Origin of the sequence: Kibdelosporangium aridum (genome assembly GCF_900176515.1) — a bacterium.
Taxonomy (GTDB): domain Bacteria; phylum Actinomycetota; class Actinomycetes; order Mycobacteriales; family Pseudonocardiaceae; genus Kibdelosporangium; species Kibdelosporangium aridum.
Genome location: NZ_FWXV01000005.1, coordinates 186617 through 212488 on the forward strand (window position 1 = coordinate 186617; position 25872 = coordinate 212488).

15 protein-coding genes, 1 pseudogene and 1 riboswitch are annotated in these 25872 nt (G+C 66.8%); of the genes and pseudogenes, 7 read left to right on the plus strand and 9 right to left on the minus strand.

Going from position 1 to position 25872, the window contains the following annotated elements:
• Positions 1 to 567: DUF8189 domain-containing protein (locus B9C43_RS56890; RefSeq protein ID WP_200825721.1), on the minus strand; the 567-nt coding region annotated here is incomplete at its 3' end.
• A gap of 408 nt (positions 568 to 975) precedes the next feature.
• Positions 976 to 1059: riboswitch (cobalamin riboswitch) on the plus strand.
• A gap of 59 nt (positions 1060 to 1118) precedes the next feature.
• Between B9C43_RS56890 and cobN the strand changes: the two genes are divergently transcribed.
• Positions 1119 to 4700 carry a cobaltochelatase subunit CobN gene (cobN, locus tag B9C43_RS28205; RefSeq protein ID WP_084430381.1) on the plus strand — a complete coding sequence of 1194 codons (3582 nt, stop codon included), beginning with the start codon at positions 1119 to 1121 and terminating at the stop codon, positions 4698 to 4700.
• 110 nt (positions 4701 to 4810) lie between these two features.
• Here the strand turns inward: cobN and B9C43_RS28210 are convergent, their stop codons facing one another.
• From B9C43_RS28210 to B9C43_RS28220, 3 genes are read right to left on the minus strand one after another with little or no spacing between them, the layout of a single operon-like run.
• Positions 4811 to 5320: a sensor histidine kinase gene (locus B9C43_RS28210; protein ID WP_143446643.1), complete on the minus strand. Its 510-nt coding sequence runs from the start codon at positions 5318 to 5320 to the stop codon at positions 4811 to 4813.
• 45 nt (positions 5321 to 5365) lie between these two features.
• On the minus strand, positions 5366 to 6733 hold the full coding sequence (locus tag B9C43_RS28215) for a phenylacetate--CoA ligase family protein (protein WP_143446644.1): 1368 nt from the start codon (positions 6731 to 6733) through the stop codon (positions 5366 to 5368).
• Positions 6726 to 7652, minus strand: coding sequence for a TetR/AcrR family transcriptional regulator (locus tag B9C43_RS28220; RefSeq protein WP_084430016.1), 927 nt, complete (start codon positions 7650 to 7652; stop codon positions 6726 to 6728). Before B9C43_RS28220 ends, B9C43_RS28215 begins: the two co-directional genes overlap by 8 nt.
• Before the next feature lie 120 nt (positions 7653 to 7772).
• Between B9C43_RS28220 and B9C43_RS28225 the strand changes: the two genes are divergently transcribed.
• Entirely contained in the window at positions 7773 to 8876 is a 1104-nt protein-coding gene (locus tag B9C43_RS28225; RefSeq protein ID WP_084430017.1) for an FAD-dependent oxidoreductase, read from the plus strand.
• A 534-nt stretch (positions 8877 to 9410) separates the two neighbouring features.
• Here the strand turns inward: B9C43_RS28225 and B9C43_RS58685 are convergent.
• The 3 genes and pseudogenes from B9C43_RS58685 to gltB all read right to left on the minus strand — a co-directional run.
• Positions 9411 to 9998, minus strand: a pseudogene (locus B9C43_RS58685) (RNA polymerase sigma factor); the annotation flags it as partial.
• 94 nt (positions 9999 to 10092) lie between these two features.
• Positions 10093 to 11544: a glutamate synthase subunit beta gene (locus B9C43_RS28235; protein WP_084430019.1), complete on the minus strand. Its 1452-nt coding sequence runs from the start codon at positions 11542 to 11544 to the stop codon at positions 10093 to 10095.
• Positions 11537 to 16051: a glutamate synthase large subunit gene (gene gltB, locus B9C43_RS28240; RefSeq protein WP_084430020.1), complete on the minus strand. Its 4515-nt coding sequence runs from the start codon at positions 16049 to 16051 to the stop codon at positions 11537 to 11539. The genes B9C43_RS28235 and gltB overlap by 8 nt, the downstream gene beginning before the upstream one ends.
• Positions 16052 to 16483: 432 nt before the next feature.
• Between gltB and B9C43_RS28245 the strand changes: the two genes are divergently transcribed.
• From B9C43_RS28245 to B9C43_RS28265, 5 genes are all read left to right on the plus strand, one after another.
• The gene (locus B9C43_RS28245; protein WP_235038881.1) at positions 16484 to 19594 is read left to right on the plus strand and encodes a family 78 glycoside hydrolase catalytic domain; all 3111 of its coding nucleotides are present in this window, start codon (positions 16484 to 16486) and stop codon (positions 19592 to 19594) included.
• Positions 19595 to 19682: 88 nt separating this feature from the next.
• On the plus strand, positions 19683 to 20591 hold the full coding sequence (locus tag B9C43_RS28250) for a proteasome assembly chaperone family protein (RefSeq protein ID WP_033393247.1): 909 nt from the start codon (positions 19683 to 19685) through the stop codon (positions 20589 to 20591).
• 125 nt (positions 20592 to 20716) lie between these two features.
• Positions 20717 to 21736, plus strand: coding sequence for a sigma-70 family RNA polymerase sigma factor (locus tag B9C43_RS28255; RefSeq protein WP_084430022.1), 1020 nt, complete (start codon positions 20717 to 20719; stop codon positions 21734 to 21736).
• Positions 21737 to 21754: 18 nt separating this feature from the next.
• Positions 21755 to 23134 (plus strand): MFS transporter, encoded by a 1380-nt coding sequence (locus B9C43_RS28260; RefSeq protein WP_084430023.1) that lies wholly within the window; start codon positions 21755 to 21757, stop codon positions 23132 to 23134.
• Positions 23124 to 23864, plus strand: a complete 741-nt coding sequence (locus B9C43_RS28265) for an isocitrate lyase/PEP mutase family protein (protein ID WP_084430024.1) — start codon at positions 23124 to 23126, stop codon at positions 23862 to 23864. Before B9C43_RS28260 ends, B9C43_RS28265 begins: the two co-directional genes overlap by 11 nt.
• Here the strand turns inward: B9C43_RS28265 and B9C43_RS28270 are convergent.
• Together B9C43_RS28270 and B9C43_RS28275 are read right to left on the minus strand one after the other, a co-directional pair.
• Positions 23851 to 25149, minus strand: coding sequence for an ABC transporter permease (locus B9C43_RS28270; protein WP_033393240.1), 1299 nt, complete (start codon positions 25147 to 25149; stop codon positions 23851 to 23853). The genes B9C43_RS28265 and B9C43_RS28270 overlap by 14 nt on opposite strands.
• Positions 25146 to 25862 carry an ABC transporter ATP-binding protein gene (locus tag B9C43_RS28275; RefSeq protein WP_084430383.1) on the minus strand — a complete coding sequence of 239 codons (717 nt, stop codon included), beginning with the start codon at positions 25860 to 25862 and terminating at the stop codon, positions 25146 to 25148. The genes B9C43_RS28270 and B9C43_RS28275 overlap by 4 nt, the downstream gene beginning before the upstream one ends.
• Positions 25863 to 25872 lie beyond the last annotated feature (10 nt).

Sequence of the window (25872 nt, forward strand, 5' to 3'; positions counted from 1 at the left end):
GATGCCGCCGCCGGGTGTGCCCTGGTTGGACCAGACCCAGGTGCTGCCCGTCCACGAGTTGAGCCACAGGTTCCCGTCGTTGCCACGGACGAACACGAACGAGCGTTCAGGCTGTTGGGGGGTGTCCCGGATCGTGGTGGCAGCGATGCCCTCGGCGATTCCGCCTGCGGGCGCGCCGTGGTTGGTCCAAGTCGAGCTGCTGCCGGTCCATATGTTCCGCCAGAGGTTTCCGTCGCCGCCCCGGACGAACGTGTACGCCACGTGACCCCCGAGGCCGTCCCCGATCCGGACGACACCCACAGCACTGGCGAAACCGGAGGCGGGGGCGCCGAGAATGGACCAGTTCCAGGAAGCACCGTTCCACCAGTTGGTCCACAGGTTTCCGTCGGCCCCGCGAACAAAGGTGTGCACCCGATTGTCCGGCCCGCCCTGCGGGGGCCGCATGGACACCGTGCCGACCCGTTCGGCCACAGTGGTGTTACCTGGCGTCCCCTGGTCCGCCCAGTGCCAAGCGGCCAGTATCGAGGACTCGGCGTTCGAGGTGCCAACGGTCCCGGCACCTACCATCAGGAAACTTAACAACAAGCAGGCGACTCGTCTGAGTCCACCGCGCATGCGCTTTCTCCTTGTTCTTGTCGTCGCGACACGCCAGAGCAGCGTGGAATCGCCGACCGGCGCGTCTGTCGGCTGCGGCTGGGGCGGCGGCCACCGCGAGATCCGCGGTGGTACTGCGGGAACAACCGGGCTGTTTGCCAGTTCGTTGTCCTGGCGCACCTGGCCGGTGGCTGCGGCGGCAATTCCCGGGGCATGATCGTGTCAGCGCGTCGTGCCCGGGCGCATCGTCATAGGGCGAGAATCGACGTCGGCGCACGGCAGCCGGTTTGTCACTTCTGACAAGCGGCCTACTGAGACGCAGCGCACGCTCGGGCGACGGCCGGGTCAACAGGTAGGGTCAGCGGGAACGACGAAGCAGTGAGGAAGCCGGTGCGAATCCGGCGCGGTCCCGCCACTGTCACCGGGTCGGTGTCAATCGACGCAGCGGCCCGGGAGCCAGACACTTCTGCTCGTCGCGTACCTGCGTCTCGGGGCGAGGACCTCGGGGGAGTGGAGTGAGCCGCGTGATCCTGCTGCTGTCGACGTCCGACACCGATCTGTTGTCCGCCAGGGCCAGTGGCGCCGATTTCCGCCTCGGCAACCCGGCCAGGCTCGAAGTCGATGACCTTCCTTCGTTGCTCGACGGTGCCGACCTGGTCGTGGTCCGCATCCTCGGCGGCCGCAGGGCCTGGGAAGAGGGCCTGGACGCCCTGCTCGCCGGGCCGCGTCCGGTGGTCGTGCTCGGTGGTGAGCAACAGCCGGACGCCGAGCTGATGGAACTCTCCACTGTGCCTGGTGGTGTCTGCGCCGAAGCGCACGCCTACCTGGCGCACGGCGGGCCGCAGAACCTCACCGAGCTGTTCAACTTCCTGTCGGACACCGTTCTGCTGACCGGGCTTGGCTTCAACCCGCCGGTGGCCGCACCGGCCTGGGGTCTGCTGGAGCGTGAATCGAAAGGCGAAGGCCCGGTCGTCGCGGTGCTCTACTACCGCGCACACCACATGGCCGGGAACACGGCCTTCGTTCACACCTTGTGCGACGCCATCGAAGCCGCGGGCGGCCAGGCGATGCCCGTGTTCTGCTCGTCGCTGAGGACCGCCGAGCCGGAACTGCTGGAGACGCTCGGCAGGGCGGACGCGCTTGTCGTGACCGTGCTCGCAGCCGGTGGGACGAAGCCGGCCACGGCCTCGGCCGGCGGCGACGATGAGGCGTGGGACGTCGGTTCCCTCGCGGCCTTGGATGTCCCGATCCTGCAAGGACTGTGCCTGACCACGAGCCGGTCGAGCTGGGACGAGAACGACGACGGGCTGTCGCCACTCGACACCGCGACGCAGGTCGCGATCCCGGAGTTCGACGGCCGGATCATCACCGTTCCGTTCTCCTTCAAGGAGATCGACGAGGACGGCCTGACCGTTTACGTCGCTGACGAGGAGCGTGCGGCCCGGGTCGCGGGCATCGCCGTACGGCATGCCTCGCTGCGGCACATCCCAGCGGCCGAGCGGCGGATCGTGGTCATGCTGTCGGCGTACCCGACCAAGCACTCCCGGATCGGCAACGCAGTCGGCCTGGACACCCCGGCGAGTGTCGTCCGGCTACTGGCCGCCATGAAGGAACGCGGCTACGACGTCGGTGAATTGCCCGGCGTCGAGGCGCAGGACGGCGACGCCCTGATCCACGCGTTGATCGCCGCTGGCGGCCAGGACGCGGACTGGCTGACCGAGGAGCAGCTGACCGGCAACCCGATCCGCATTTCCGCGGCGAAGTACCGGGCGTCGTACGAGAAGCTGCCGCAGGACGCCAGGGAGGCCATCGAGGAGCACTGGGGCCAGGCGCCCGGCGAGCTGTTCGTCGACCGGTCGTCCGATCCGGACGGTGAGATCGTGCTGGCCGCGTTGCAGGCCAACAACATCGTCGTGATGGTCCAGCCGCCACGCGGGTTCGGCGAGAACCCGATCGCCATATACCACGACCCGGACCTGCCGCCGAGTCACCACTACCTGGCCGCATACCGTTGGCTGGCTGAGGAGTTCGGCGCGCACGCGATGGTGCACGTCGGCAAGCACGGCAACCTGGAGTGGCTGCCGGGCAAGACCGTCGGTATGTCCGCCGGGTGCGGCCCGGACGCGGCGCTCGGCGACATCCCGCTGATCTACCCGTTCCTGGTCAACGACCCTGGCGAGGGAACGCAGGCAAAACGCCGCACCCACGCCACTCTGGTCGACCACCTTGTGCCGCCGATGTCCCGTGCCGACAGCTACGGCGACATCGCGCGCCTGGAACAGCTGCTCGACGAGCACGCGAACATCGCCGCGATGGACCCGGCGAAACTGCCCGCGATCCGCGCGCAGATCTGGACGCTCATCCAGGCCGCCAAGCTCGACCACGACCTGGGCCTTGAGGACCGGCCGCACGACGCCGAGTTCGACGACTTCCTGCTGCACGTCGACGGCTGGCTCTGCGAGGTCAAGGACGTCCAGATCCGCGACGGCCTGCACATTCTCGGCGTCGCGCCGCAAGGCGAGGCCCGAGTCAACCTCGTGCTGGCCATGTTGCAGGCGCGGCAGATGTGGGGCGGCCAGGCCGACGCGCTGCCCGGCCTGCGCGAAGCCCTGGGCTTGTCCGAAAAGGACTCCGACAGGACCGCGACTGACACGGTCGAAGCCACCGCGCGTGCACTGGTCGAGGGCATGGAGAACGCGTCGTGGAACGCGGCCGCGGCCGCGGGCGTGGTGTCCGAAGTGCTCGGTCGGTCTGACGACGTGGTCGAGAAGATCATGGTGTTCGCGGCGACCGAGGTCGTGCCGCGGCTGGCCAAGACCACGGATGAACTCGAGCATGTCCTGCACGCCTTGGACGGCGGCTACATTCCGGCCGGGCCAAGCGGTTCGCCGTTGCGCGGGCTGATCAACGTGCTGCCGACCGGGCGTAACTTCTACTCGGTCGACCCGAAGGCCGTGCCGTCCCGCCTGGCGTGGGAGACCGGCCAGGCCATGGCCGACTCGCTGCTGAACCGGTACCGCCAGGACACCGGGGAATGGCCGCCGTCGGTCGGGCTTTCGGTGTGGGGCACGTCGGCGATGCGGACCGCGGGCGACGACATCGCGGAAGTCCTTGCCCTCATTGGTGTCCGGCCGAAGTGGGACGACCAGTCCCGGCGCGTCTCCGGCCTTGAGGTGATCGGCCTTGAGGAGCTGGGACGGCCCCGCATCGACGTGACCGTGCGCATCAGCGGCTTCTTCCGTGACGCGTTTCCGCACGTGGTGGCACTGCTTGACGACGCCGTGCAAATGGTTGCGGCCCTGGACGAACCCCTTGATCAAAACTTCGTCAAGGCTCATGTGGACGCCGACCGGCAGGAGCACGGCGACTCGCGGCGAGCCACTATGCGGATCTTCGGCTCCAAGCCGGGCGCGTACGGTGCGGGCATCCTGCCGTTGATCGACAGCCGCAACTGGCGTGACGACGCAGATCTGGCCGAGGTCTACGCGGTGTGGGGCGGGTACGCCTACGGCCGTGGTCTCGACGGAGTCCAGGCACGCCAGGACATGGAGACGTCGTACAAGCGGATCGCGGTGGCGGCCAAGAACATCGACACCCGCGAACACGACATCGCCGACTCGGACGACTACTTCCAGTACCACGGCGGCATGATCGCGACCGTCCGCGCGCTCACCGGCAAAGCACCCGCTGCTTACGTCGGTGACAGCACACGCCCGGACGCGGTGCGTACGCGAACGCTCAACGAGGAGACCGCGCGGATCTTCCGTGCTCGCGTGGTGAACCCGCGCTGGCTCGCCGCGATGCGCAAGCACGGCTACAAAGGCGCTTTCGAGCTCGCGGCCACTGTGGACTACCTGTTCGGATACGACGCCACCACGGGTGTGGTGGCCGACTGGATGTACGAGCAGCTCGCCGCTTCGTACGTGCTCGACCCGGAGAACCAGAAGTTCCTCGCCGAAGCCAACCCGTGGGCGCTGCACGGGATCTCCGAGCGGCTACTCGAAGCGGCCGACCGCGGCATGTGGGAACACCCCGAGCAGAGCACCCTCGATGCCTTGCGTGCGGTGTACCTGGACACCGAGGGAGACCTCGAGGCTGGAACCTGAGAAGTTTCGCTCGCCACTTTCCCTGTCTGCACGGCGTTGTGGGTCGAACAGGTGACACCGTTTCGCGCCACCGCTCCTAGTGTTGGCTCCGATGTCGGCGTCAACACGTTTCAGGAACTACGAATGCGAAACGAGGGGAAAGCTATGACGGTCATACCGCCGTCCGCGGACAACGTCACCTCGGCCGCTACGTCGCCCGCGTGCCGCCGCACGTTCATCAGCGCCTCCGTCACGGCGCCGCAGATCGCCTCGGCCTGGTGGGCAGGCAGGAGAACCGGTCCAGGTGGCCCGGAGAACCGGGCATCGCCGCACAGGTCCGTGAGCACCGGAACCAGGTTCACCGCGTTGGTGGCGGCAAACCGGCGACTGTCACGGATGACGTACAGGTCAGCGACGGCCACGGCCACGTCGACCGCCAGCGTGACCCGTGGCTGATGCCGGAGCAGGACAAACCCCGCGACCGACCAGGTCAGTACCACCGAGGCTGCGACCAAGATCGCCGGGCGGTCGTCGGTGAACGGCGCGAGGACCGAGGTTGGCACGATGACCGCGACCTTCCATACGGCCGCGTATCGCCGTGCGGGCTCGTGCAGCTCCAGCACAACAGGTCCGGCGGTCACGTACGGGAATTGTGGCCGCAGGTGACGCCGTCACACGGACATACGTCAAAACTTCGTCCAATTGGCAGGCCGGGTGTAGCGGTGTTTGACACCGACCGGGAAGTACTCCGGATCGCCTGCCGGGCGCAGCACCACTTCCGGCAGTTGCCGCTCGGCCGGGACGTAGTTGGCGAACTCGCTGTTCAGCCTGCGCAGCTGGGCGAGGATTTGCTCGGCGATGCTGGCCGCGTCGCCCTGCTGTCCCGGCGCGAGTTCGACCGTGACCCGCAGGCGCCGGTCGCGGTCTTCGTCCTCATAGGTCTCCAGGACGAACTTCCCGGTCACCCAGTCACTGATGCCCGGCTGTTCCAAGCCGACGGTGACGTTCTCCGGGTAGATGTTCGCGCCGAAGTACGACACGGTGAACAGCGACCGGCCGAACACGAAAACGAATGGCAGATCGGGCCCGTCCACCGGAGTGAACCCGTTGGTGTCGCAGAACTCCAGCATGTCCTTGTGCGGGATCACACCGCCCTCGTCGGCGATGTGATAACGGATCAACGGAACGCCGTTGTCCCCGGAGAACAGCAACGTTCCATTGTGGACCTCGAAGAACCGGCTCCGTGGATCGTATTGGACGAGGGTCGGCAGCCGGGAGTCGCCGAAGAGCTCTCTGGCCAGATCCGGTCGGCTGGCGAGAAAGCGCCGGATCGACACCGACTTCGGCGTCTCGTTGCCCAGTACACCCGCGTCCGCGGTGCCGTACAGCGACGCCATGCCACGGACCGGATCCTGCACTCCTGCCCTGGACGCGACGAGATCCCGCCACTCCTCGCTGAACACCTCGCCGGCGAAGACCATCTTGACGTCGTACGACGCCCAGCCTGACCCGGAGTCGACGACGTCCTTGACGAACGGCGGGTACCCCAGCAGCACGACCTGGTCGAAATGCGGTGCGAGCTCGGGAATCACCCGCAGGATCTCGGCTTTGTTGTTACCGGGGGCCACGGCCGTGATCGGGAACCCCTGTGTGGCGAGGTGCCGTACGCAGGCGAGCGTGAACAACCCGCCGACCCACGTGCCCAAGGGAAAGCAGATCACCGCGAGCGTGGTCTTGGTGTCCGCCTCGAACGCCCGGAACACCTGCTCGAACCGCTTGGTGATGTGCAGCTCGTCCTCGACCGACCGCGGCCAGGTCGTTGGTGTACCAGAGGAACCAGACGACACCGAGATCATGTCCCCGATCCGCCCGTCCCGGCACAATTCGGCCAGCGGATACCGGCTCTGGTAGTTCGCCTTCGAGGTCAGCGGAAGCCGTTGGAAGTCCGCAAAGGACTGTACGGAACCCGGGTCAATCCCGTGCCCGGCAAGGAACTTGGGATACGCCGGAACGGTCGCCACCACGTCGTGGAAGAGCGCGAGCACATCATCCATGCCCCTGATTCTCCCGGTCGGCGAACCTGATGGCGAGCCCGTCCAGCAGGGCCCGCAGGCCCTGTTCGAAGAGGTCGTCCAGGATCAGGTCGTAGCCGTCGACGTTCAAGGCGGTGATCATCTTGGTGAAGGTCGGGAACCGGCCCATCGCGGTGATCGCCTGGATCGCGCCTTCAGTGCTGTCCAGCCAGTCCTCGTCGGACATCCCGGACGAGCTGAACGCTTGCTGCTCACGTTCCAGGTGAATGGCGATTCCCTGGGTATAGCTGAAGATCAGGACCGTGATGTCCAGCATTTCCGCCGCGCTGAGGCCGAGCGCGGCCAACGGCACGAGCATCCACTCGGAGTGCGCGGTCAAGTTGGGCAACGGCAGCGGACGGGTGATCGTGCCTAGTTGAGCGAGCCACGGGTGACGTTTGAACAGCGACCAGAACGTGCGCGCCGCCAGTTCCAGCCGAGGACGCCAGTCCGTCGGTCCCTTCGTGGGGTAGCCGCGCTCCCCGAATGCCGCGTCGGCCATCAGGAGGACGAGTTCGTCCTTACCTTTCACATGCCGGTATGGCGCCATGGTCGCTACACCAAGCCGCGCGGTGACGCTACGCATGGACACCGCGGTCAAGCCCTCGGCGTCGGCGATCTCGATGGCGGCACGGACGAGCCGGTCGCGCGTGAGGTCGTGCTGCCGTGACCACTTCGGCGTCCTCACGTTCTTCGTGCCCGTGACCACGAAGCCGGACCGAGGTTCGGCGTGGATGAGCCCTTCTTGGCTCACGGCGGCCAGCGCCTTGGCTGCGGTGGCCGTCGCCACGCCCCACTCCGCAGCGAGCTTGCGTACCGAGGGAACCTTGGCGCCCGGCAGCAGTTCGCCCTCGCTGATCCGCCGCTTGAGCTCGGCGGCGATGTCCATGTAGCGCGGCATCCGGGCCCTTCCTGTGCTAGTACAGATTGCCGCCTGTACTAGGTCAGTTTTGACGTCTTCGCCTGTTCGACTGCCAGTGTATGCGTCGTAGCGTACAGCTGAGTGATACAGGAGAATCTGATGCGAAACGTTCTGGTCTCGGGTGCGGGTGTCGCCGGTTCGGCCGTCGCCTACTGGCTCACGCGGAACGGCTTCTCGGTCACTGTCGTCGAGCGGGCATCCGAACCACGCCAGGGTGGCCAGGCGATCGACGTCCGGGGAGTCGCCCTCGACGTGGTCGATCGAATGGGCCTCGGCTCACAAATGCGCGCGGCCCGGACCCGCATGCGCGGCATGTCCATGCTGGACCGCGACGGCAACGAGATGTTCCGCTCGGAGGAAATCGCGTTCAGCAGCGGACGCCTTGACAGCGAGGACGTCGAGTTGTTGCGGGAAGACCTGACCGAGATGATCTACGAGGCGACGAAGGACCGCGTCGAATACGTCTTCAACGACGCGATCACCGCCCTGCACGAAGAAGACCACGGTGTGCGGGTCGAGTTCGAGAAAGGCGGCTTCCGCACCTTCGACTTCGTGATCGGCGCCGACGGCATGCACTCCAGCGTCCGCCGCCTGGCGTTCGGCCCGGAAGAGAACTACGTCCGTCACCTCGGCTCGTACGTCGCGGTGTTCCCGTCGCCGAACTTCCTTGGGCTGGACAACTGGCAGATGTGGATCCAGGACCAGGAAACCGGTACGGGCGGTGGTATCTACCCGGTACGCGACAACACCGAACTGCGTGCGACATTCGGCTTCTCGTCCGACCAACTGGAGTACGACTACCGCGACGTCGAGCAGCAGAAGAAGCTGATGGCCGACCGCCTGGCGCATCTGGGCTGGGAAATGCCGAAGTTCCTCACGGTGATGAAGGACGCCCCGAACTTCTACTTCGACGCGATGGCCCAGATCCACATGGACAAGTGGTCCATCGGGCGGGTCGCTCTTGTCGGCGATGCCGCCTACTGCGCCTCGGTGTTGTCCGGCCAAGGGACGAGCATTGCCCTGGTGGGCGCGTACATTCTCGCCGAGGAACTCGGCAAAGCCGACCACAGCGAGGCTTTCGCGGCTTATGAGCGTCGGATGCGGCCCTATGTGGCGCTGAACCAGGCACTGGCGACCGAGAACGCGGGCGCGCCCGCGTCCGAGGAGTCGATGGAGAAGGCCAAGAACGCCATCGTTCTCTGATCACCCGATCTGCGCTGAAGGCGGGTCTTGCTGCTCGCCGGGGCGGGGTTCGATCGCTCCACGGTGGCCATTGGCCGGTGGACTGATGGCCCGCAGGATCTCGCACGGGGATGTCAGGAGGTGCGGCTGATGATCGAGAAGCAGTTGCTGTTCCGCGGTGAGCTGGTGCACCGCGACAGTCCAGTCGACCTTCACGATCAGCACCGCGCCGATCCTGATCACCGCGTCCTTGGTGGGCTGCAAGGACGTCAGGACAGGGCCGACGTTCGCCATCATCGCCGCAGTGACCTTGGCATCCTGTTCGAGGACCAGCCTGGACTCCAGCGCGTGCACGGCGCTCGTCACGGCCTGCCTGCCGACCTCGGTTTTCGCCGCGGCGCGCAGCTTGCGGAACCACGAGCCCAGCACCGGCTCGTCCCGGTGGACGATGTCCGCGCCGGAGTCGGTGACCAGCTGCTCCACGGCGGCCTGTACGCGTTCGTGCCCGGCCTCGTCGGACAAGTAGATCGACACCGGGAACAAGGTCACATTGTCCTGGCTTTCCAGCAGGTCACGAAGGGTGTCCAGGCATCGGCGCCGGGTGGGGCCGATGCTGCCGCGCTTCATCTGCATGGCCTCGGCGACGATGCGGTATTCGCTACGACCTGCCAGCACGGTCAGCCGGAGCAGCTCCTGACACTTCTCCGGCAGCTCAGCGAACGCACGCCACAGCCGCGTATCGAGGTCCGTGCGGACCGCTTCGTCTTCCGGCTGGGGCAGCGTGCTCAGCAGCTGCTCGGCCATTTCGTCGGTGAGCGGCAGGTCGGTCGCGCGCTTGGTGCGCACTCGCTGGGCTTCGCGGCGGGTCGTCGTGATCAGCCAGCCGGCCAGCGCCTTCGGCTCGGCGATGGAGTTGATGTGGCCGAACAGTGCGAGCCAGACGGTCTGGACGACCTCCTCGGCAGCGTCCCTGCTCAGGCCATTTCCCCTGGCCACATGCCACACCAACGGCGTGAGGTCCTCGACGAGAGCGGCCCGCGCGGCCTGGTTGCCTGCGCGAGCCGTGTGCAGGCAGACGGCGTAGCGCTCGGTGCCTTGCAGGCCGTCCCATGGCGGGTGGCTGGAGTCAACCTGGATGTCCAATTCCCCACCTTTCCTGGCGTCAGGTACCAGGCAACCCGTTCATCGAACGGTGTATCCCGCATTTCGACGGGATTGCCTGGTACCCGAGCGTCAGTCAGGCGATGGGACGGTCCGTCGGTGCGATCGGGGCGGGTAGGACGTCGCGACCCATCAGGTACGCGTCCACCCCTGCTGCCGCCGAGCGTCCTTCGGCGATCGCCCAGACGATGAGCGACTGGCCGCGGCCCATGTCGCCCGCGACGAACACGCCATCGACGTTGGTGGCGAATGACTCGTCGCGGGCGACATTGCCCCGGGGGTCGTAAGCGACCCCAAGGTCGTTGAGCAGGCCTTCCTGCTGCGGGCCGACGAAGCCCATCGCGAGGGTGACCAGCTGGGCCGGGATCTCCCGTTCGGTGCCGTCGACCGGGACGAACTTCCCGCCGTCCATCTTGACGTCCACCAGCTGCAACGACTGGACGTTGCCGTCGGCGTCGCCCTTGAACTCCACAGTGGACACCGAGTAGATCCGGTCGCCGCCCTCCTCGTGGGCCGAGGACACCCGGTAGATCATCGGGTATGTCGGCCACGGGTGCGCGTCCGACCGGACCTCCGGCGGCCGGGGCATGATCTCCAGCTGTGTCACCGAAGCCGCGCCCTGCCGGTGTGCCGTTCCGACGCAGTCGGCGCCGGTGTCGCCGCCGCCGATCACCACGACGTGCTTGCCGGAAGCGTTGATCGGGGACGTGGCCAGGTCACCGCGGGCCACGCGGTTGGCCGGCGGCAGATACTCCATCGCCTGGTGGACGCCCTTCAGCGACCGGCCAGGGATAGGCAGGTCACGCCATGCCGTCGCACCACCGGCCAGCACCACGGCGTCATACGACGTCCGCAGTTCGGTGGCTTTGATGTCCACGCCGACGTTGACGTTGGTCTTGAACGACGTGCCCTCGGCGCGCATCTGGTCGAGTCGCCGGTCCAGCCGCCACTTCTCCATCTTGAACTCGGGGATCCCGTAGCGCAGCAGACCGCCGATCGCGTCGGCCCGCTCCAGCACGGTCACCGAGTGCCCCGCGCGGGTCAGCTGCTGGGCCGCCGCGAGACCGGCCGGGCCGGAGCCCACCACGGCGACCGTCTTGCCGGTCAGGGCAACCGGCACCTGCGGGGTCACCCAGCCTTCGTCCCACGCGCGGTCGATGATCGAGATCTCGACCCGCTTGATGGACACCGGATCGCCGTTGATCCCGACCACGCAAGCGGTTTCGCACGGCGCCGGGCACAACGTCCCGGTGAACTCCGGGAAGTTGTTGGTCGCGTGCAGCCGTTCGATCGCGGCGAGCCAGTCGGTCTGCCAGACCAGGTTGTTCCACTCCGGGATCAGGTTGCCCAGCGGGCAGCCCTGGTGGCAGAACGGGATCCCGCAGTCCATGCAGCGGCCCGCCTGGCGCTGCGTGCGTTCCGTCGCGAAGTCCTCATAGACCTCGCGCCAGTCCTGCAGCCTGAGGAAAACCGGCCGCCTGCCCGGGTTCTCCCGCGGGGTGGTGATGAAACCTTTCGGGTCAGCCATGCGCGGCCTCCATGATCGCCTCGTTCACGTCACGGCCGTCCCGTTCGGCACGGGCCCGCGCGGCCAGGACACGCTTGAAGTCCTTCGGCATCACCTTCGTGAACCGGTCAGCATCGATGACGGTGTCCCAGTCGACCAACAGGTCGTGGGCGACCACGGAGCCCGTTTCGGTCAAATGCTTCTCGACGGTCTCCCGCAGGAACTCCCGATCGGTGTCATCCAGCGGGTCCAGGTCGACCATTTCCGGGTTCACCCGGTGCTTGGCCATGTCGAGTACGTACGCGATGCCGCCGGACATCCCGGCCGCGAAGTTGCGCCCGGTCGCGCCGAGCACGACCACCCGGCCACCGGTCATGTACTCGCAACCGTGGTCGCCGACGCCTTCCACCACGGCCAAAGCGCCGGAGTTGCGGACGCAGAACCGCTCGCCGACCTTGCCGCGGATGAAGATCTCACCGCTGGTGGCGCCGTAGCAGATCACGTTGCCCGCGATGATGTTCTCCTCGGCCACGAACGGCGCCGACGGATCGGGCCGCAGTGTGATCCGGCCACCGGACAGGCCCTTGGCGACATAGTCGTTCGCGTCACCGATCAGCCGCAGCGTCACGCCGTTCGGGATGAACGCGCCGAACGACTGGCCCGCGGTGCCGGTGAACGTGATGTCGATGGTGTCGTCCGGAAGTCCGGCGCCACCCCAGATCCTGGTCACCTCGGAGCCGAGCATCGTGCCCACAGTCCGGTTCACGTTGCGCACCGGCAGTTCCAGGCGTACTCGGTCCCCTGAGGACAGTGCACCCTCGGCGAGCTGGATCAACGTGTTGTCCAGTGCCTTCTCCAGGCCGTGGTCCTGAGCCACCGCCTGGTGGCGCAACGCACGCGGCGGCAGTTCGGGCACGTGGAAGATCGGCGTCAGGTCCAAACCGGACGCCTTCCAATGGTTCACTGCCTTACGCGTGTCCAGCAGCTCGGCATGCCCGATCGCCTCTTCCAACGACCGGAAACCGAGCTGCGCCAGGTACTCCCGGACTTCCTGGGCGACGAACTCGAAGAAGTTCACCACGTACTCGGCCTTGCCGCTGAACTTCTCGCGCAGCACCGGGTTCTGCGTCGCCACGCCGACCGGGCACGTGTCCAGGTGGCAGACGCGCATCATGATGCAGCCCGAGACCACCAGGGGAGCGGTCGCGAAACCGAACTCCTCGGCACCCAGCAGCGCCGCGACGATCACGTCCCGGCCGGTCTTGAGCTGGCCGTCGGTCTGCACCACGATCCGGTCACGCAACCGGTTGGCCAGCAACGTCTGCTGGGTCTCGGCGAGCCCGAGCTCCCACGGGCCACCTGCGTGCTTGATCGACGACAGGGGAGAAGCGCCCGTGCCACCGTCGTGGCCGGAGATCAGCACGACGTCCGCGTGTGCTTTGGACACACCGGCCGCGACCGTGCCGACGCCCACTTCGGACACCAGCTTGACGTGGATACGCGCCCGGGGGTTGGCGTTCTTCAGGTCGTGGATCAGCTGGGCCAGGTCTTCGATGGAGTAGATGTCGTGGTGCGGTGGCGGCGAGATCAGCCCGACACCCGGCGTGGAGTGCCGGGTCCGCGCGATCCACGGGTACACCTTCGCGCCGGGCAACTGGCCGCCCTCACCGGGCTTGGCGCCCTGCGCCATCTTGATCTGGATGTCGTCGGCGTTGACCAGGTACTCGCTCGTCACGCCGAACCGTCCGCTCGCGACCTGCTTGATCGCCGAGCGGCGCAGGTCGCCGTTCTCGTCGCGGGTGAACCGGTCCGGGTCCTCGCCGCCCTCACCGGTGTTCGACTTGCCGCCGATCCGGTTCATCGCGATCGCCAGTACCTCGTGCATCTCCTTGGAGATCGAACCGTACGAGATCGCGCCGGTGGCGAACCGCTTGACGATGTCGCTGACCGGCTCGACCTCCTCGATCGGCACCGGCGGCCGGTCGGTCTTGAAGTCGAACAGCCCACGCAACGTCATCAGCCGCGCGGACTGCTCGTCGACGTACCGGGTGTACTCCTTGAAGATCTCGTACTTGCCGCTGCGAGTGGAGTGCTGCAGCTTGAAGACCGTCTGCGGGTTGAACAAGTGCGCTTCACCATCGCGGCGCCACTGGTAGTCGCCGCCCGTCTCCAGCTCGCGGTGGCTCGGGCGCACACCGTCGGGCGGGAACGCCTTACGGTGCCGCTGCGCCACTTCCTCGGCCAGCACGTCGAATCCGACGCCACCGAGCCGAGACGTCGTGCCGGTGAAGCAGCTGTCGATCACCTCGGCACCGAGGCCGATCGCCTCGAAGATCTGCGCACCGGTGTACGAGGCCACAGTGGACACGCCCATCTTGGACATGGTCTTGCGGACACCCTTGCCCAGTGCCTTGATCAGGTTGCGGGTGGCCTGCTCGGCCGTCTCCGCGATCGCCATCTCCTCGACGCTGGCCATCGCCAGGTACGGGTTCACCGCCGCGGCGCCGTAGCCGATCAGCAGCGCGATGTGGTGCACCTCGCGGGCGTCACCGGCCTCCACGATCAGCCCGACCTGCGTACGGGTCTTCTCGCGGATCAGGTGGTGGTGCACGGCTCCGGTCAGCAGCAGCGACGGGATCGGCGCGTGCGTCTCGTCCACGCCACGGTCGGACAGGATGATCAGCCTGGCGCCGTCGGCGATCGCCTCGGACACCTCGGTCTTGATCTCCTCCAGCCGCCGTTTCAACGATTCGCCGTCACCGGCCACTTCGAACAGACCGCGCACCGTGAACGTCTTGAACCCGGGCAGGTCGCCGTCGTCGTTGATGTGCACGATCTTGGCGAGTTCGTCGTTGCCCAGCACAGGGAAGGACAACGAGATCCGGCGGCACGCACTGGCCACTGTCGACAGCAGATTCGGTTCAGCACCGACCGAAGTGTGCAGCGACGTGACCAGTTCCTCGCGGATGGCGTCCAACGGCGGGTTGGTCACCTGGGCGAACAGTTGCGTGAAGTAGTCGAACAGCTGCCGTGGCCGCTCCGACAGCGGAGCCAGCGGCGAATCGTTGCCCATCGACCCGATCGGCTCGGCACCGGTCGCGGCCATCGGGCGCAGCAGGATGTTCAGCTCTTCCTCGGTGTACCCGAAAGCCTGCTGGCGGCGCACAAGGGACGCGTGCGTCGGCACTTCGCGGTCCCGTGTGGGCAGATCCTCCAGCCGGATCACACCGGCGTGCAGCCATTCGTCGTACGGGTGCTCCGCGGCGAGCTGGCCTTTGATCTCATCGTCGTCGATGATCCGGCCGGCCACGGTGTCCACCAGGAACATCCGGCCCGGCTCCAGCCTGCCCTTGCGGATCACGCTCGCCGGGTCGATCTCCAGCACACCGGCCTCGCTGCCGAGCACGACCAGACCGTCCTCGGTGACCCAATAACGGGCTGGACGCAGACCATTGCGGTCGAGCACGGCACCGATCAGCGAGCCGTCGGTGAACGACACCAGCGCCGGTCCGTCCCACGGCTCCATCAGGTTCGAGTGGTACTCGTAGAAGGCCCGCCGGGCCGGATCCATCTCGTCGTGGTTCTCCCACGCCTCCGGGATCATCATCAGCACGGCGTGCGGCAGGCTGCGGCCACCGAGGTGCAGCAGCTCCAGCACCTCGTCGAAGCTCGCGGAATCACTGGCACCACGCGTGATCACGGGCAGGATCCGCTCGATGTCGCCGGGGATGAGCTCACTGGCGAGCATCGACTCGCGAGCGTCCATCCAGTTGCGGTTGCCGCGCAGCGTGTTGATCTCACCGTTGTGGGCCACATACCGGTACGGGTGGGCCAGCGGCCATGACGGAAACGTGTTGGTGGAGAAGCGGGAGTGCACAAGGCCGATCGACGAGCACACCCGCTCGTCGGTCAGGTCCGGGAAGAACCGGTCGACCTGGGTCTCGGTGAGCATGCCCTTGTAGACGATCGTGCGCGACGACAGGCTGGGGAAGTACACGTCCGCCGCGTGCTCGGCCCGCTTGCGGATCACGAACGCCAACCGCTCGAGGGCCAGATCGTCTTCACCGGCTGCGTCTTGGAAAGTGAAGAACAGCTGGCTGAAGTAAGGCATGGTGGTCGCCGCTGTCGGACCGACATGCTCGGTGTCCACAGGGAGTTCACGCCAGCCAAGCACCCGCGCGCCTTCTTCGGCAGCGATCTTCTCGATCGTGCCGACGACCTCGGATCTCGCGGCGTCGTCGACCGGCAGGAAAGCCGTACCGACAACGTATTCGCCCGCAGGCGGCAGATCGAAGTCCACCACGGCGGCGAAGAACTCGTGCGGAACCTGAATCAGCAGTCCGGCGCCGTCGCCGGTGTCGGGTTCCGCACCCCGGGCACCGCGGTGCTCCAGATTTCGCAGTGCGATCAGGGCTTTGGCCACAATGTCGTGATTCTTGCGGCCGGCGAGATCCGCGACGAACGAGACGCCACAGGCGTCGTGCTCGAACTGTTCGTCGTAAAGGCCCTCGGTCTGATGGCGGGTCACAGCAGCGGCCCTCCCAGGCGGTTAAAGGGGCTGGTGCCGCACGTCGTTGTGCGAGAAAGGCTGCCGAGTTTCCCGGATGGCGGGATGGCGGTCAGCGCAGGACAAGCTCCCCGGGGTCTTCCGGGTTTCTCGTGACAGTAATGTGAACACACGGTTATACCTGATGTCACGTGGTAAATCCCACGTGACCGTTGACAGTTACGGACAAACGGTGCTCAACTGGGGCATTCCACAATGTGGACACCCATGGCGACTAGTCGTTTCCCGGCCTGTCCTCACTTCAAACGTGGTGTGGCCAACACCAGTGGTCTAGCATCGGTCCATCCTCAGATCGACGGGGATTGTGTGCGGCGCGTGATTGAAACGTTTCAATACCCAACGGAGGGTAACGCGATGGAGATGAACCGCCGTGTCTTCTTGCAGAGTTCTGCCATGAGTGCCAGTGCTTTCGCCATGCCGAGCGAAAACCCGCCCAGCGAGAACCCATCCGTTCAAGGCACGCCCAGTGAAAGGCGGCCTGAGCCGATGTGGGTCGAACGGACCACTGTGGAGTACGCCGATTCGTTGCTGGGCACCGATGTGGCGACCCCGCGGCTGTCGTGGGTACTCGGTTCGGATCTACCTGGTGCCCGCCAAACGGCGTATCAGATCAGGGTGCGGGGAATCTGGGACTCCGGCAAGGTTTCCTCGGACCAGTCGGTGACCGTGCGCTACGCGGGACCGGCGTTGCGGCCGCGAACCCGCTACGAATGGCAGGTCCGGGCATGGGATTCCCGCAACCGGCCGACGGAATGGTCGCCACTGGGGTGGTGGGAGACCGGGTTCCTCGGCACGGCTTGGCAGGCGCGCTGGATCGGTTCGCCCCCGCCGGAAGCGCCGCCCACGATCGAGGGTGCGTCGTGGATCTGGTCGGCCACCGCGCCCACGGCGTCTCGGTGGTTCCGTGGAGCCGTCGACATCACCGGTTCCATCACCCGGGCACGGATCGTCGCGACGGCCGACGACGACTTCACCCTGTTCGTCAACGGGACTCAGGCCCTGCACGCCCCAGAGGCGACGGACAGTTGGAAGACGGCGTTGACCGCGGACGTGACAGGCTTCATGCGTTCGGGCCGAAACGTTTTCGCGGCCGTGGCGACCAACCGCGGCGCACCCGGCTCCACCAACCCGGCCGGACTGTTGGTCCGCGTGGTCGTCGACACCTCAGCCGGGCAACAGGTTCTGGTCACCGGTGCCGGCTGGAAGGTCGCTGAAACGGAGCAAAGCGGTTGGCAGCAGCCGGAATTCGATGACTCCGCGTGGGCGCCGGCGACTGTGCTTGCGCCGTACGGGCAAGGAGTCTGGGGGAGCAACGTGTCTGTTGCTGCACCAGAGGCCCCGGCGCCGTTGTTACGCAAGGAGTTCTCGCTGAGCAAGCGCGTGACCAAGGCGCGGCTGTACATCAGCGGCTTGGCGTACTACGACGCGACCATCAACTCCACCCGCGTTGGAAAACAAGTCCTCGATCCAGGCTTCACCGACTATGACAAAACCGTCCTGTACGCCACTCACGACGTGACGAACCTGGTGAAGCAAGGCAACAACGCGGTGGAAGTCTTGTTGGGTCGCGGTTTCTACGGCATGACCACGCCCAACGTGTGGAATTGGCATCGTGCGACCTGGCATGGCGAACCGAGACTCCTGGCGCAGTTGGAGATCAGCCATCCGGATGGCACCAAGACGACCATCGCCTCAGGACCGGACTGGCAGCTCGCCGAAAGCCGCACGATCACCAACTCGCTGTACGCGGGGGAGACCTACGACGCGCGCAAAGCCATCGTCTGGCGACAGGCGACCGTCCTGGACGCTCCTCAAGGGACACTCAGGGCCCAGCAACACGAGCCGATCGAGGTCGTCGAGACCGTGACACCGACGATCCGGGAACTCAGCCCCGGCGTCTACATCGCCGACATGGGCCGCACGATGTCCGGATGGACCCAGGTGAGTGTCCGTGCTTCGGCGGGAACCGTGATCCGACTGCGGCACGGCGAGAAGCTCAAGGCGGACGGCACTGTGGCGTGGGAGAACGGTCACGTCCCCGGCAGGCACCAGACCGACGAGTACATCTGCGCAGGCACCGGCCTGGAGACGTGGGAGCCGAAGTTCTCCTACAAGGGATTCCGGTACGTCCAAATCACCGGTGCGCGCCCGGAGGCGTTGCAGGGCAAGGTAGTTCAAACGGCTGTACCGGACACCGGGACATTCCGGTGCTCGGAGCCGTTCTTCGAACAGCTCGACCGTGCGATGCGACGGACATTGCGCAACAACATGCACGGTATCCCGACCGACACCCCGATGTACGAGAAGAACGGCTGGACAGGCGATGCCCAAGTCGGCGCGCCGGTGATGATGTACGCCCTCGGCGTCGCGCGATTCCTGAGCAAGTGGCTCAACGACCTCGCCGACAGCCAGACCGACGTGGGGCAGCTGCCCGTGATCGTGCCGAGCGGCGGCTGGGGTTACCGGGAACTGGCGCCGTCACCGGAATGGACAACGGTGTATCCGTTCATCATCCGGGAGATGTACCGGATCTACGGCGACTCGTCGGTCGCGGCCGAGCACTGGGGCACGTTGACCCGTTACCTGGACTGGGAAATCGGGCGCCTGCAGGACGGGCTGGCGATCACGGCACTCGGCGACTACCTGCCACCCGGTTACGGCGGCAATCCGCCGGAGGACACGCGGCTGACCGCGACCGCGTACCTGCACCGGGCATTGACCAACACCGCGGAGCTCGGGGACCTGTTGGGACACAGCGACACTGCCGCCAGGTACCGCTCGGTCGCCGAAGGTTGCCGTACCGCGCTCAACGCCGCTTTCCTGGCAGACGGCCGTTATCGGACCGCGAAGGACCCGGACTACCGGCAGACGTCCAACGCGATCCCGCTGATGTTCGGGCTCGTCCCACCGGGCTCGGTCACCCAGGTGGTCACGAACCTGGTCGCGGACATCAAAGCGCGCGGAAACCACCTCAACACAGGCGCTCTGGGCACAAGCGTCCTGCTGCGCGCGTTGACGGCCCACGGTCACGCCGATGTCGCGCACGCGGTGGCGACCCAACGGACGTATCCGAGCTGGGGTTACTGGTTCGACAACGGCGCCGACACGATGTGGGAGATGTGGCCGCTCGATTCCCGGTCGCGCGACCACTACTTCCAGGGCACGGTCGTGCAGTGGCTGTACGAGAACGTGGCCGGGCTGCGGCCCGGTGATGACGGTTATCGGCGGTTCACCGTCAAACCGGACGCCCGTGTCGGTGTGAACTGGGCGCAGACCTCCGTGCGGACCGTGCGCGGCTTGGCTTCGGTGGCGTGGTCGAGGGTAGGCTCGACTGTCCATCTGACGACGGTCGTGCCAGTTGGCTGTACCGCCGAGGTTTTCGTCCCCGGAGTGGTCCGGTCCAAGCCGTCCGGCGTGGACTTCCTGCGTGCCGAGGCGGATTTCCAGGTGTTTCGGGTGCCTGCGGGCCGGTGGGTGTTCGCCGGTGACGTGGATCACCCTTAGCCTGCCCCTAATTCGGGGCGGGTGGAATGGTTCCGGGGCCGTCGCGCGTTGTAATAGTTGTTGAGGATTGTCACGTGCTTGGAGGCTTGTGGTGCTGGAGCCGGAGAACCTGTACGAGGTCGATTCGGACGTGCCGGATCTGACCGGCGCGGTGCTGCTGCACCACTTCGACGGTTTCATGGACGCCGGATCGGCCGGTGCGGCGCTTGTCGAGCAGTTGCTGACCGCGTACGAGAACCGCGTGATCGCCCGGTTCGACATCGACGGACTGCTGGACTACCGCGCACGGCGGCCGTCGATGACGTTCGTGCAGGACCACTGGGAGGACTACCAGACCCCTGAGCTGGTCGTCCGGCTGCTGCACGACCAGGCAGGCACGCCGTTCCTGCTGCTGACCGGCCCGGAACCGGACTTCCGCTGGGAAGCGTTCGTCGAGGCGGTCCGCCAGCTCGTGGACCGCTGGGGCGTCCGGCTGACGGTCGGGGTGCACGGAATCCCGATGGGCGTGCCGCACACGCGTCCACTCGGCCTGACCGCGCACGCCACCCGGCCGGAGCTGGTGAAGGATCACCAGCCGATGTTCAGCCGGGTGCAGGTGCCGGGCAACGTGGCCGGCCTGCTGGAACTGCGTCTCGGCGAGTCGGGCCATGACGCGATCGGCTTCGCAGCGCACGTGCCGCACTACTTGGTGCAGTCGACGTACCCGGCGGCGGCACTGGTGCTGCTGGACGCGGTGACCCAGGCGACCGGCCTGGTCCTGTCGCCCGGCGCGCTGGCGGAGAGCTCCCGGCGCGCCGACGCGGAGATCGCCCGCCAGGTCGCGGAATCCGACCAGATCGCCGAGGTCGTCGCGGCGTTGGAGCAGCAGTACGACGCCTTCACGGCGGCGAAGGACGAGGACAACCTGCTGCTGGACCCGAACGACATCCCGACCGCGGACGAACTGGGTGCGGAGCTGGAGCGGTTCCTCGCCGAGCAGAACGGCAAGTCCGACTAGAAGACGGCGTACGAAAAGCAGCGGCTGGTGATCCAGCCGCTGCTTTCGTACGCCGGGGACCGACCAGTTTCCGCGCCCGGCGGTGTCCATCTCTGTGGGAGAACAGACAGAGAGAAGGAACCACCATGCGGGACATCCGGCCGGCCGGTGATCTGCTGGCGCTGGCACGCGACGGCGACGGCGAGGCGTTTCGCGGGCTCGTCGAGCCATACCGCCATGAGCTCCAGGTGCACTGTTATCGAATCCTCGGCTCGGTGCAGGACGCCGAGGACCTGGTGCAAGAGACGTTGCTCGCGGCGTGGCGGGGGATCGGCGGCTACGAGGAACGCGCGTCCGTCCGCACCTGGCTCTACCGGATCGCGACCAACCGCTGTCTCAACGCGCTGCGCGCCGGCAGCCGTCGCCCACACGCCGGCTACGAGCCGGAGGTCCCCTTGCCCGAGCCGTCACACCGCCGACCGGAACCAAGCTGGCTTGAGCCGTACCCCGACACGCTGCTCGACGAGATCGTCGACGGCACTCCCGGGCCGGAGGCGCGCTACGAACTCAGGGAATCGGTGTCCCTGGCTTTCCTGACAGCGTTGCAGCAATTGCCGCCAAGGCAACGAGCGGTGTTGGTGCTGCGGGATGTCATGGGATTTCGCGCCGCCGAGGTCGCGACCATTCTTGACACCACCGAAAACGCTGTGACCAGTGCACTGACCCGGGCACGAGGTGCGCTGGCGAACGAGCTCCCTGACCGCGAGAACGCACCACGGCCGAACTCACCACTCGAGCGCCGGATCGTGGCTGACTTCATCCGTGTGTTCGAAGCCGGGGACGTCGACGCGGTCGTGGCCATGCTGACAGATGACGCGCTGCTCACGATGCCGCCACTGCCGCTGGAGTACCAGGGCATCGAGGCGGTCCGGCATTTCCTGGCGACAGTCGCCCTACGCGACGGTCGCCGGCACGTGTTGATCCCGACTCGAGCGAACGGCCAACCGGCATTCGGTTGCTACATGCGGGATCCACGGACATCGATCATGCACGCACACGGCGTGGTCGTGCTGACGTTGGCAGGCGACCGGATCGCCGCACTGACCCGGTTCTTGGACAACTCGCTGCTGACGACATTCGGCCTGCCCCGATCACTGCGCGTCTGAAATCCAGGGGAGAAAAACGTGAATACCAAGCAGGCGTGGGGTTTGGGGCTTGCTTCGTTGGCGTCGTTCATGATGGCGCTGGACAGCTTGGTCGTGACGACGACGCTGACCACGATCCGGCAGGACCTGGCGGCGTCAGTCGAATCACTGGAATGGACCGTCAACGCCTACAACCTGGCGTTGGCGGTGTTGCTGCTGACCGGGGCGGTCCTGGGGGACAGGTTCGGCCGCCGCCGGATTTTCATCGCCGGCCTGGCCGTCTTCACGGTCGCTTCGGTGGCGTGCGCGATGTCGGACACCATCGGCGCTTTGATCGTGTCCCGCGCCGTGCAGGGTGCTGGTGCCGCGATGGTGCTGCCACTGTCACTCACGCTGATCAGCGCGTTGTTCCCGCCGCGGCAGCGGGGCAAGGCGATGGGGCTCTACCTGGGCATCACGGGCCTGGCGACATTCAGCGGCCCGCTCATCGGCGGTCTCATCGCCGACGGGCTGGCCTGGCAGTGGATCTTCTGGCTGAACCTGCCGGTCGGCGTGATCGCGATCGTGCTCACGGCTCGCCGCGTCGATGAGAGCGTCGGCCCGAACGCCACCGTCGACTTTGGCGGCGTCGTCCTGGTCACCCTAGGCGCGTTCGGCGTGGTCTGGGGTCTGGTGCGCGGCAACATGGCGGGGTGGAGCAGTGCGGAAGTGCTGGCCGCGCTGCTGCTGGGTGCCGCGCTGCTGGTGGCCTTCGTGTTCTGGGAACGACGGACGACCGCACCGATGTTGCCGATGCGGTTCTTCCGGCTGCGGGCATTCGCCACAGCCACCTCGGCGAACTTCCTGGTGTTCGCTTCGCTCTACGGCACCCTGTTCTTTCTCGCGCAGTACTTCCAGACCGTGCTCGGCGACGGGCCGCTGCAGGCAGGTCTGCGGCTGATGCCGTGGACCGCGACGCTCATGGTGTTCGCGCCCATCGCCGGGCGACTGGCCGACAAGGTGGGCGAGCGGCGGTTCATGGTCGGCGGACTAGCCTTGCAGACCATCGGCGCGGGCTGGATCGCCGCGGTTACAAGCACCGATTACCTCGAACTGCTGCCCGCGCTGATCATCGGTGGCGCTGGGCTGACCATGGCCATGCCCGCGGCGCAGAAGGCGGCCGTCGGAGCGGTCCAGCCACAGGAGATCGGCCAGGCTTCCGGCGCCTTCATGATGCTCCGGATCTTCGGCGGGGTGTTCGGCGTCGCGATCTCGGTCGCCGTCTTCGCGAACGCCGGCGGCTACGCGTCAGCCGAAGAGTTCAGCCAGGGCTTCACGTCAGCGATGTACGCGGTCACCGCATTCGCGTTCATCGGCATGCTCATCGCCCTCGGCGTACCAGACAAAGCCAAAACACTGGAGGACGTCAATGCCCGCTGACCTGAAGGCGCACGCCGCGCGGTTGCGCGAGTTGCACAGCGGAAAGATGCTCGTACTGCCCAACGCATGGGACGCGGCGAGCGCGAAAGTCGTGGCAGAAGCGGGTTTTCCCGCAGTAGCCACGACAAGTGCCGCCATCGCGGCGATGCTCGGTCATCCCGATGGGGAAGGTGCGCCGTGGCAGGAGATGTTCGCCGCAGCCGGGCGGGTTGCCCGGGCTGTGCCGGTTCCGGTCACTGTGGACGCTGAGGCCGGATACGGCATGCGGCCGCGTGAACTGGTGGACAGGTTGCTCGAGATCGGAGCGGTCGGCTGCAACCTCGAGGACACCGACCACCGAGCGGGTGGCCTGGTTGAGGCCGGTGCACACGGCGAATGGCTCGCGGCCGTCCGGTCCGCCGCTGACGATGCCGGAGTCCCGATCGTCATCAACGCCCGTGTCGACACCTTCCTGCCTGGCAGGGAAGTTCACGAGCCGCTCGCCGAAGCGATCCGCCGGGGCCGGCTCTACCTGGACGCGGGCGTCGACTGCGTCTACCCGATCGGCGTACGGGACGAGGGCGACATCGCCGCCCTCGTCACCGAACTACCCGGCCCGGTCAACGGCAACACCAGTGACGACTTGGACCTGGCCACACTCCAGGAACTGGGTGTGGCACGAGTGTCCTACGGGCCGCGCTTCTACTGGGCAGCCATGGCCAGCCTGAAAGCCGAGCTCACGCACGCATGACGGTCGCGATGGGGATGCGGGCGGCCCTGATCGCCGGGATCAGGCCGCCCAGCAGCCCGGCGATGAGACCGGCGATCACCCCGGCGACGCCCGCCTGCCACGGGAAACTCAGGTCCTCCAGTGAGGCGAACCGGTTGCCGAACATCGAAGCCCCGACCTTGATCCCCGCGGCTCCGACCCCGATGGCCGCCGCCGCGGTCATCAAGCCCACGAGCAACGTCTCGGCCAGCACGATCCCGGCGAGCAGGATCCGAGGTGTTCCCACGGCCCGCCGCAACGCGAACTCCTCGATGCGTTCGCCGACCGTGGCCAAGCCGACGTTGAGAATCCCGGCCGTGCCGATCAGCAGGACGAGCCCTGCCATGCCCAGGAAGATCAGGCGCATCAACGCCAGTTGGTCCTCCACGCGTTCGCGGGACTTGACGGACTGGACGTAGATCTGGTCGCCGGGCATGCCCGAAGCGATCAGGCGCGCCTTCAACGTCTGTTCCAGGTCGTGTGCCTCGGGCGACATGAAGACCTGCAGCCGCATGTTGTTGCCGCTCAACGCGTTCGTGGGCAACCAGTTCAGCAGCTCGTCGGCGCGGACATACGCCATCGGCCCGTATCCGCTGCCGTCGTTGACCACGCCGATGATCTGGGGCGTCGCATCCGCTGCCGCGCCGTCCATGTGCATCTGGGCGGGGACTCGGTGGCGTTCGAAGCCTTTGGCCGCTTCCTTGTTCAACACCAGCCTGGGTGCCAACGACGGTGCTGAGGCGAAGTCCAGCCATTGGCCGGATTCCTGGCGGAACGCACGGAACGGCCGGATGTCGCCGGTCAACGCGACCACGGTCAGTTCGATCGCGCGGCCGGGTGGCGCGTCGGTCTGGCTGCCGTCGTAGCAGTTGCCCTGGTTGTCACACCGCATGAACCGTCCGCCGCCGGGCTGGTCGAACGGGCCTCCGCCGGGGTTCACCGGGGCCACGCCGGGTTCGCCGATGATCGCGCGGTTGTCGATCATCGCCACCGCTTCCGAGCGGCCCCGCAGGGTCTCGAGGGTGACCGGAGCGGCTTTCTCGTGTGGTGGCAGGTAGATCTGCAGCGTGCCGTCCTTGGCCATGTTCAGTTCCGACTCGGCCAGCACCTGGCGCTGGGCGAACTCCGAACCGGCCTGGACGATCACCACGGCGAGCACACCGAGGAACAAGCTCAGCATGGACAGGAACGTGCGCAGTTTGCGGGCCCGGATGCCTTGCCCGCCGATGATCACAGCGGACCGGAACCGGCCGGACAGCCTGATCACACGACCACCTGCTCATGGGCCGCGGCGAGCTTGCCGTCCTGCAACCGCAGTACGCGGCCCATCCGGTTGGCGTGCGCGTGGTCGTGGGTCACCAGGATCAGTCCGCAGCCGCGATCAGTGGCTGAGTGCAACGCGTCGATCACCAGGTTGCCGGTCTCGGTGTCCAGCGCGCCGGTCGGCTCGTCGGCCAACAGGATCCTGGGTTCACGCACCAGCGCACGGGCGATGGCGACCCGTTGCTGTTCACCACCGGACAGCCTGGGCGGCTTGTTCTTGGCCAGGTGCGCGATGCCGACCTGCTCCAGCGCGGCCATCACGCGGGCGCGCCGCTTGCGCCGCGGCAGCCAGCCTTGGCCGTTGACCAGCGCCATCGCCACGTTCTGCGCCGCGGTGAGGTTCTTGAGCAGGAAGAAGCGCTGGAACACGAACCCGAACCGGGCACTGCGCAGCGCCGCCGCCCTGCGCTCGGCGATCCGCGAGATGTCCTGCTCCTCCAGCAGGTACTGGCCGCTGTCCGGCCGGTCGAACAGGCCGATCAGACTCAGCAAAGTGGACTTCCCCGACCCGGACCGGCCGAGGATGGCCACGCTCTCTCCACTGTGGACAGTCAGGTCCACGCCGTCGAGAATCGTCCGCGGTTGCTCCTGGCCCTTGAGCGTCTTGGTGATCCCGGCGAGCCGGATCAGCGCGGGCGACCCGATGGGCTGTGTCATGTCTGTGGCG